The sequence below is a fragment of the Flavobacterium sp. ZB4P23 genome, assembly GCF_003970375.1.
Lineage (GTDB): Bacteria > Bacteroidota > Bacteroidia > Flavobacteriales > Flavobacteriaceae > Flavobacterium.
The window spans coordinates 99,366-107,077 of record NZ_RYDK01000005.1 but is presented as its reverse complement, the minus strand read 5'-3'; the positions used below and the strand labels follow the sequence as shown (position 1 = coordinate 107,077).

Annotated in this window: 7 protein-coding genes; 1 reads left to right on the top strand and 6 read right to left on the bottom strand. The window is 35.4% G+C overall.

Annotated features, from left to right (window positions below; translation table 11 throughout):
* The first annotated feature begins 285 nt into the window (after positions 1-285).
* On the top strand, positions 286-807 hold the full coding sequence (locus tag EKL99_RS09710) for a transposase (RefSeq protein ID WP_126576859.1): 522 nt from the start codon (positions 286-288) through the stop codon (positions 805-807).
* Between the two features lie 9 nt (positions 808-816).
* On the opposite strand, the gene cas2 is transcribed toward EKL99_RS09710, so the two are convergent.
* The 6 genes from cas2 to EKL99_RS09680 all read right to left on the bottom strand — a co-directional run bounded on the left by cas2 (position 817) and on the right by EKL99_RS09680 (position 7,626).
* Positions 817-1,146, bottom strand: a complete 330-nt coding sequence (gene cas2, locus EKL99_RS09705; RefSeq protein WP_126455227.1) for a CRISPR-associated endonuclease Cas2 — start codon at positions 1,144-1,146, stop codon at positions 817-819.
* Positions 1,122-2,036, bottom strand: a complete 915-nt coding sequence (cas1, locus tag EKL99_RS09700) for a type II CRISPR-associated endonuclease Cas1 (RefSeq protein WP_126460527.1) — start codon at positions 2,034-2,036, stop codon at positions 1,122-1,124. Before cas1 ends, cas2 begins: the two co-directional genes overlap by 25 nt.
* A gap of 256 nt (positions 2,037-2,292) precedes the next feature.
* Positions 2,293-3,042 carry a shikimate dehydrogenase gene (locus EKL99_RS09695; protein ID WP_126460530.1) on the bottom strand — a complete coding sequence of 250 codons (750 nt, stop codon included), beginning with the start codon at positions 3,040-3,042 and terminating at the stop codon, positions 2,293-2,295.
* The gene (locus EKL99_RS09690; protein ID WP_126460534.1) at positions 3,042-4,439 is read right to left on the bottom strand and encodes a tetratricopeptide repeat protein; all 1,398 of its coding nucleotides are present in this window, start codon (positions 4,437-4,439) and stop codon (positions 3,042-3,044) included. The genes EKL99_RS09695 and EKL99_RS09690 overlap by 1 nt, the downstream gene beginning before the upstream one ends.
* Positions 4,440-4,716: 277 nt before the next feature.
* Positions 4,717-5,907 (bottom strand): aspartate aminotransferase family protein, encoded by a 1,191-nt coding sequence (locus EKL99_RS09685; protein WP_126576858.1) that lies wholly within the window; start codon positions 5,905-5,907, stop codon positions 4,717-4,719.
* A gap of 87 nt (positions 5,908-5,994) precedes the next feature.
* A complete protein-coding gene (locus tag EKL99_RS09680) occupies positions 5,995-7,626 on the bottom strand; it encodes an OstA-like protein (RefSeq protein WP_126576857.1) in 1,632 nt (543 codons plus the stop codon).
* Positions 7,627-7,712 lie beyond the last annotated feature (86 nt).

The window sequence follows — 7,712 nt, the reverse complement described above, 5'->3', positions numbered from 1 at the left end:
GCAGGGACAGGTCGCGACCTGTCCGTACGTTAGAGATTAGTCGCAAAATAATTTATATTTTTTTACGATTTGTGTGTAGGATAGGAAATGTTGTTTAGGGAATGTGAATAGGGCAGGAATAGGGCAGGGACAGGTCGCGACCTGTCCGTACGTTAGAGATTAGTCGCAAAATAATTTATATTTTTTTACGATTTGTGTGTAGGATAGGAAATGTTGTTTTGGGAATGTGAATAGGGCAGGGACAGGTCGCGACCTGTCCGTACTAATTATGAAAAAGAAAAAATAATGAAAAATAGAAAGCGAAATAGAATGCTGGGATATGATTATTCGCAAAATAATTTATATTTCGTTACGATTTGTGTGCAAGATAGAAAATGTTGTTTTGGGAATGTTAATACGGCAGGAACAGGTCGCGACCTGTCCGTACACGAGCCAATGAATCCGTATATGGAATGGAATGAATATGGTTCTATTGCACAAAAACAATGGAATTGGTTGGATAATCAGTATGCGTATGTTATTTTACATTCTTTTATAGTAATGCCGAATCATGTCCACGCAATTTTGGAAATTGATAGTAATTTGATATCTGATTGTGAAATAAAAATAAAATCAGTATCGGAACTAATTGGTGCTTATAAAACGACCTCATCAAAACAAATTCATTTAGCCGGTTTGTCTGATTTTGCCTGGCAGGGTTCTTTTCATGATCATATAATTAGAAACGATGGGTCTTATGAAAGAATTTATAATTATATCGAAACAAATCCTGAGAGGTGGAATACAGATGCGCTTTTTGAAAAATAAAATTATTGTTTAAAACAATTCCAACTGTGTTGGGGCATTACTATTTTCCTGTTTGGCTTTTCCTAAATAGTTGATAATCATTCCAAATTGTTTGTCGGTAATACGTAAAACACTAACTTTTCCTAACGAAGGAACGAGTCGGTTAATGCGTTTTTCATGAACATCAGCACTTTCTCCACTCGCACAATGCCTAATATAAACTGAAAATTGCATCATGCTAAAGCCATCTTTTAAGAGATTTCCTCGAAACTGAGAGGCATTCCTTTTGTCTTTTTTAGTTTCTGTAGGCAAATCGAAAAACACGAACAGCCACATTATTCGGTATCCGTTAAGTTCCATAATTTAGGATATTTAATTTTTTTTCGGTGACCTGTAAAACAGTGCTGGAGCGAACTAGCCGTTTTTTGCAATCCTACCATTAAAGGGCTTTTTTCTTCTTTGAAATAAACAGTTTGTGTCAGCATTTGTAATAGTTCCGCTTTTATTGCGGTGTTTAGTTCTTGTTCTTGATACCGGTTCATAATATCAAAAACTTTTTCGTCAACAATGGGACGAAAAGGTTCCATAATATCATCAGCAAGTGCAAAAGCATTGTATTTACTTTTATGATGAATACCAAGTGTATTCAATAATCCGCTTCCGGAAAGTGCTCTAGCTGTAGCGGCTCTTAAAATAGCATACCCGTAGTTTAAAAAATTGTTGGGATAATCACCATAACGTTCTCTTTTTATGCCATTTTTTTCATGATTAGGTAACGGAAAATTTTTCCAATATTGTTGTGCAGCAACGCCTTCCATATTTGTGGTGTCACCGCTTAATACTTTGCTAGCCAGAAACTCAAACGTATTTTTATTTTCAGTTATTTTTGCTAACAATTCCCCTTGATTTTTAATTTTTTCAATAATAGTTTGTTGCCATAGTTGTTTTTTCAGAGGAATTGAAGCTTCGATTTGATTTTTGAATATTTCCTGCTGAATGTGATGGCTGTTGAGGTTGAGTAACATTCCATTGGGTAAGTGGTTGCTGCCACAAATAATAATAGCAGTATTATTTTCTACAATTAAGTTCATAGCAGGAATACTCAGATAAATTTCAGCATGATCGAGTACCAGAAAACCAATGTCTTCTATTGGAATGGTACTTTCTCTTATTTCTGATTTTAGTATTAGCTGTTGGTTTTTTGTCGTGATTGAGGATTTATTTTCGATAAGAATTGTTCTTTTGATCATAATTTAAGCCGTTAAATTAATTGTAAATATTTGATTATCAATCAAATTAACATATTTAATAATCAGTTATTTTACGGGAAACCTCAATCTGCCTTTTAAATTGCTGATATAAAAAAAGCGTCTCGTTTTAAAACAGTTTGATGCTGTTTTAAAACGAGACGACCTAAAGAAATTTTAATACTAATTATTTAGTTTAAGCGAGAGTTAAAACAATAATCTTGATTACGCTCGATTTGACAAGAAATAACCTTCTTAGTTATTTATTCCAGATTTTCCACGCTTTCTCTGCTTGAAAAATAAGCATATCCAAACCATTTTTGATTTGTGCTCCTTGCTGTTTGGCTTTTTTTAGGAATTGTGTTTCTGCAGGATTGTAAATCAAGTCAAATGCAATGTGCTTTCCTGTGAAAAACTCATACGGGATCAATGGAAACGCATCCACATTTGGACTTGTTCCTACTGGAGTCGAGTTGATGATGATTTGGTAATTGTCGAATGTTGTTGCGTTGATTCGGTTATACTCAATCGCATTTTCTTTAGCTTCTCTCGACACAAAAGTATAAGGAATGTCCAGTTCATCCAAAGCAAAAGCAACTCCTTTAGAAGCTCCTCCTGTGCCTAAAATCAAGGCTTTTTTGTGGTGCGGTTGCAACAGGGGTTCTAATGATTTTTTGAAACCATAATAATCGGTATTATACCCTTTCAACGTTCCTTTTTTGGTGATTTTGATGGTATTTACAGCGCCAATTAATTCCGCTTTTTTAGATAATTTATCCAGAAACGGAATGACGGTCTCCTTGTATGGAATAGTTATACTTAACCCTTTTAAATTTAAAGTGTTTTTTAGTATCTCTGGAAGTGCTGTTATTTCTGGAATATCAAAATTTTCATAGGTGCAACCAGTAAAATTTTCATTGTTAAATTTATCGGTAAAATATCCTTTAGAAAAAGAATAACTAATATTGCGACCCAGTAACCCAAAACGTTTTCTAACTGTTTCTGTCATTATTTTTTTTTATGTTTTGCAATGTAGTTTTGCACCATTTTTTTGGCCCAAACTACTGGAAATAAATCTTCTAAAAGGATGTAATTATCAAAATTTAATCGTAAGGCATTGCTTAAATGGAATTTTGCTTTTGTATTATCTGTTAGCATAAAATACAATCCTGCTAAGCGGTATTCAACTTCATTTTCTTCCGGAAAATATTCTGAAGCTTGTAATAAGGTTTGAATGGCACTTTCGAATTCTCCTAAAAATTGTAGAATATCCACCCAGAATAACCAGGTGTCAAGTTCAGTATCGCCAAATTCAACTGCTTTCCTGTATCCAAATTCAGCTTCTTCAAAGAAGTTCATTTGCTTATTGATAGTCGCAAAGCGTTTCCAATACAAGCGATTTTGGTTGTCAATCGCTAATGCTTTATTGACATAAAATAATGCTTTTTGGTAATTTTTTTGACGTACATAAAAATCCGTGATGGCAATCCAACCTTTATCTAAGAGTGGATCTTCATGCACTGTTTGATTGAAATATTTTAAGGCTAAAGCTTTGTTCCCTAATCTTTCATAACATTTTCCCATTCGAAGTAACGCATACGAAGTTGCATCATCTAATTCAATAGTTCTGCTATAACTTTCTATGGCTTTCTCGTATTTTTTTAATCGTTCAAAAGCTTTTGCTTTTTCCATGAAAGCACCAAGGAATTCATCATCAATTAAAGTAGCGTAATCAAAGGCACGAATCGCATTTTCATATTCTTTTACACCATAATGCAAACGGCCCAGTTGGTGCCAGGCAATTTCGCTGTATGGATTTTTGTCAATGTATTTATTTAAATAAGTAATCGCTTCTTGGTTTTGATCTAAAAATTCAAAACAATACACTACGTTATACAAAGCGGATTGGTCTTCCAGATCTTCTTCTAAACACTTGATGAAGCTTTCTTTTGCCAGTTCAAGATTGTCCATAAAAAGATATTCCATGCCTATTAAATTATAGACATCAGCATAATCATCTGTGTATTTTAACGCGGTTTGTAATAATTCAACCGCCTTTTCGTGTTGGTCTCTTTTGGAGCAGATATTGGCTTTTTGAATGTAAATTTCTTCATTGGTTGGTTCAATGGCATACAACTCGTTCAATAGCTTTTCGGCTAGTTCGAGTTTGTCGTCATAAACTAGCATTTCCACCTGAACTAATTTTAGTCCGGTAGATTTTGGGTGCTGTTCTAATGCCAGTTTGAGTGCTTTTTTTGCTAAAGCGGCCTTACCCATATCGAGGTAATGAAGAATAATTTCTTCAAATTCTTCGGAGTCAAAAAAGAGTACTTTGTTGGTTTTCAACATGGACTCAAATTTAGACAATGATAAGTTATAGTCTTCTTCTTCGTTGCTTAATTGCATACTGTGTGTTTTTAATTTGGCCTAAATAAATTTAGGGAATCGTGCGTGTACTGCGAGGGAAAGTTGGAATTGTTGTGAACAATTTAATTAACAAAAAAAGAGGTAGTTTAAACGTATGCCCTAGCCCTGATAAGAGTGGAAATCCTTTTGCTTTTTGCTGACAAAAAGTAAAAGATTAAAACGGATAGCAGGAATAGCTCCCAATTTTTTTAATTGTTTTGAATAGGTATTTCAATATGTATCCAATAGTACAACTTCTGCTATCAAAAATCGTTAATCATTTTTCTTCAATCATTATTCCATCCATTACTTCTAATATGATGCTGCAACCTTCTCGTATCTCTTGTTCAGAAATGGTAAGCGGTGGCGTAATTCTTATGGCGCAATCTTCAAATAATAACCAGAATAAAATGAGTCCTTTGTCTTGACATTTAAGAATCACTTCGTTTGTTATATCGGCACTTTGGGTCATTGCAGCCAGCATCAATCCTTTTCCTCTTATATCCTGTATCAAAGGATGTACCAAAAGTGATCTGAATAGCTTTTCTTTCTCTATCGCCTCATCCATGAGATTGGTCTCGGTAATTTCCTGCAAAGTAGCCAAGCAGGCTGACGCAATGACAGGGTGGCCTCCAAAAGTCGTGATATGACCCAGTTTTGGATTATCGCTCAACAAATCCATCATTGCTGATGAAGCCGTAAAAGCACCTACAGGCATGCCACCTCCCATTCCTTTTCCCATAACTACGATATCAGGAACAACATCATAATTTTGGAATCCAAAGAGTTTTCCGGTTCTCCCAAAGCCTGGTTGGATTTCATCGAGAATCATCATTGCGCCCACTTCTGTGCAACGCTCGCGTACTTTTTTGAGATAATCATCGTTTGGCTGAATAAATCCGGCACCACCTTGAATGGTTTCCAGAATAATTCCAGCCGTTTTAGTGGTTATTTTTTGTAAATCGGCTTCGTTGTTGAAGGTAATAAAATCAACATCAGGTATCAATGGACGAAAAATTTGTTTGCGTTCTTCAAATCCCATGACGCTCATAGCACCCATTGTATTGCCATGGTATGCGTTATGACACGAAATCAATTGGCTTCTTCCGGTAGTTCTTCTAGCTAGTTTTAAAGCACCTTCAATGGCTTCGGTTCCTGAATTGACCAAATAAGTTTTATCTAAAGGTGCGGGCAGGAGCGAGGCTAACAATTTGCAATACTGAACCGCCGGACTTTGTGAATATTCGCCATAGACCATAACATGAGAATATTTGTCTAACTGATCCTTTATGGCTTGATTGACTCTAGGATGTTGGTGTCCCAATGTGCATGCGGAAACTCCCGCCACAAAATCCAAGTATTTCTTAGCGTTCGTATCGTAAATATAAGAACCTATAGCATGTGAGACTTCCATGCCCAATGGATATGGTGAGGTTTGCGCTTGGTATTTTAAGAAATCTGGATTCACGGTTATTTGTTTAATCTTTTATTTGTTAAATTGACAGAACGGTGATTGAATACTGCTCCCGAAGTGTCGGGACTGCTCACTGCTGACTTACTTCTTCTTCTTCTTCTTATCGTAATTCAGGGTTTCTTTTCGGATTTTCATAGGAATATCCTCTTTGGCCTCTGCCGCTTTAGTTGCTTTATCTATTTTATCGTTGTCTTCATTTTCTTCGGCAGGAAAAATATCGTCCTTGGATTTTATTCGTTCCTCTCCTCGCCAAAGCAGTCCTCTTAGAATACGTGCATTTTCTGGCAACTCTTTCTCTGGATAAATATCGCCATCCACTTGCTGGAAAAACGTGATAGTTTCTATCGCATTTTCTTCTAAAATAAGGTTGATTTTGCTGCTTACATTCTTATTAATACCAATGAGTTCCTGAGCTTCGTTGCGCATGTAATAAATGACTTCGGCATTCTTTATAATATCAACATCATGGAGTTTTCCTTCTTTAAATTTCCCATAGAGATTTTGACCCTTGACTTGATTGTATCCAGTTCCTATCGTGTCTTTGGAGACTATAAACGTGTTGTTGAGTACTTTGAGCGAATCTAGTTTTTGGGTATTGTTGTCTCCTATGAGATGCATGACATCTCCTGTGATTTGGTTTTCTGCGTTCCAAAGTATCGGATTTCCAATCATTTTGGTCAACGCTGTTTTAGAACTTGAATGAATCGAATCACATTTTCCGCTCATATCAGTTTTGAAAAACCGGACATTGTTAAACGCTCTGATAATTCGGTTTCCTTCTTTTCCAGTAACCATTAATTTTTTTCCATGGATGTAAACCGAGTCATTTTCGACAAAATTCACGGCAACAGCTCTTTTGGTTACGTACATAGAATCCAGTTTTTTATACACTTCAGCATAATGCCCTTTTATAATTCCGCGATTGATGGAATCCGTTATTTTTACGTTTCGCGTTGCCGATGCAAATTCCCGGTTTCGATCATAGTACAAACTGTCGCCTTTAATCACCCGATCATCGTATTTGATGTACGATTTATTCAGGAAATGAGCCAGATTTTTTTTGGTATCATAAAATCCTTTTTCGGTATATATATAATTGGCTTTACTGGTAATTGTGGATGGTCCAAAAAGATACGAATGCCCGGAATTACTGAAATAATCCAAGTGATTTGATTTAATTACATAGGTTGGATTAGTAATAGTAACAGCTGTAAGGAATTGGAATTTCTTTTGTTTCACATAATATCTTCCTGAATTGCTTTTTAGCGTATTGTCTTTATTGGTAATTGTTCCTGGCGTATCGTAAAATACTTCTTGAGTGTTTCGGTCAAAATTAATAATCTCTGTTACCAAAGTCGCATCAGGGGAACTCATTACGGCATCTCCGGAAGCATAGGCTTTTTTTACATTTCCATTGTATTCCGCATATTTACTGTTTAGGAATAAAGTGTCACCTTGCACCATTTGAACATTGCCAAAAGCCTTGATGTAGTTTTCTTTTTGAAAATAATACGCTTTATTACAAGTCATTATCACGCCATCATGATTGACACGTACGTTCCCAATCAGCAATAATGCATCCGGTATTTCTACCTGATTTACATCGGCAAAATCTGAGTTTTCTACAATAATTTTTTTTGGAGCTTGCGCCAAAACTAAATTAGCAGTGAACAGTATGAAACAATAACGAAGGAAAAAAAACGATTTTTTCAATGGATTTAATTTTTGTCAAATTTATGAAAAAGGATACAATCCTAATCCATATTAGGATTTATTTATAATTAGTCAAAAGTGCATGA

Bases quoted from the DNA above. Each gene is read 5' to 3' on its own strand.
- EKL99_RS09710 (WP_126576859.1), top strand. From the start codon at position 286: ATGAAAAATAGAAAGCGAAATAGAATGCTGGGATATGATTATTCGCAA.
- cas2 (WP_126455227.1), bottom strand. From the start codon at position 1,146: ATGGAACTTAACGGATACCGAATAATGTGGCTGTTCGTGTTTTTCGAT.
- cas1 (WP_126460527.1), bottom strand. From the start codon at position 2,036: ATGATCAAAAGAACAATTCTTATCGAAAATAAATCCTCAATCACGACA.
- EKL99_RS09695 (WP_126460530.1), bottom strand. From the start codon at position 3,042: ATGACAGAAACAGTTAGAAAACGTTTTGGGTTACTGGGTCGCAATATT.
- EKL99_RS09690 (WP_126460534.1), bottom strand. From the start codon at position 4,439: ATGCAATTAAGCAACGAAGAAGAAGACTATAACTTATCATTGTCTAAA.